This is a genomic window from Bartonella sp. AP58NXGY, from assembly GCF_042195785.1.
In the GTDB taxonomy this organism is placed as follows: domain Bacteria; phylum Pseudomonadota; class Alphaproteobacteria; order Rhizobiales; family Rhizobiaceae; genus Bartonella.
This window is the reverse complement of record NZ_JBHIOY010000232.1, coordinates 1-734: the sequence shown is the minus strand read 5'-3', so window position 1 is coordinate 734 and position 734 is coordinate 1. Positions and strand designations below refer to the sequence as shown.

The following is a 734-nucleotide window of genomic DNA, read 5'->3' as shown; positions in this document are numbered from 1 at the left end:
GAAAAAGAAAAGCGATTGATTTAACAAGTGATTGATCGTGATACATTGATATAAAAATTGAATTCATTGGGGAGGACAAAAGTTTTAATCAATGAAAATAGCTTAAAATTTTAGATAAATGGGGGGACAAAAAATGAGAAGCAATGAACAAAATGCAACATGGGATAGGGTACGAAGGGAACCACGGTCTTTTTCGTTTAAAGAAGCGTTTCTGACACGCAAAAATTATAAAGTTATCTTTTGTATTACTTTTATGATTGAGGCTTTTAAGATAGCACTTGTGCTGTTATTTGAGTGGGATTTGACAGGGTGGTGGAATTATAGCCTCTTCATTCTCATCTTAATATTGGTTTTTATATCAGCGCTTCTTTTTTTATTGATCCCTGTTGTCGTTGTGGTTCGTATCCTCTTTACACATTTGTTGAAAAAAAAGATTGATCAGCTGGAACAAGTAATCTGGCAGCGAAGAAAAACCATTTATTAACAAAATAAGCGCGTGAGGGAGAGGACAAAATGAAAGTTGGTTTTTCTATATTTTATGTATTATAAGGCGCGCTTTTATTGGTGTGATGTTTAGAGGCAAGGGAAAAGACGCTATCGCGCATAAAAGATGAGGAAAGACCGAGTGATTGATCTAACAAGCGATTGATCGTGATACATTGATATAAAAATTGAATTCATTGGGAAGGACAAAAGTTTCGATTCATGCAAATGGCTTAAAATTTTAGATAAAT

The 734-nt window shown here is 33.9% G+C and carries 1 protein-coding gene; it reads left to right on the top strand.

The genetic code is table 11. The annotated features are described in order from the left end of the window. Nucleotides 1-133: 133 nt before the first annotated feature. On the top strand, nt 134-484 hold the full coding sequence (locus ACFINC_RS10640; RefSeq protein WP_375617195.1) for a hypothetical protein: 351 nt from the start codon (nt 134-136) through the stop codon (nt 482-484). The last annotated feature ends 250 nt before the right edge of the window (nt 485-734 follow it).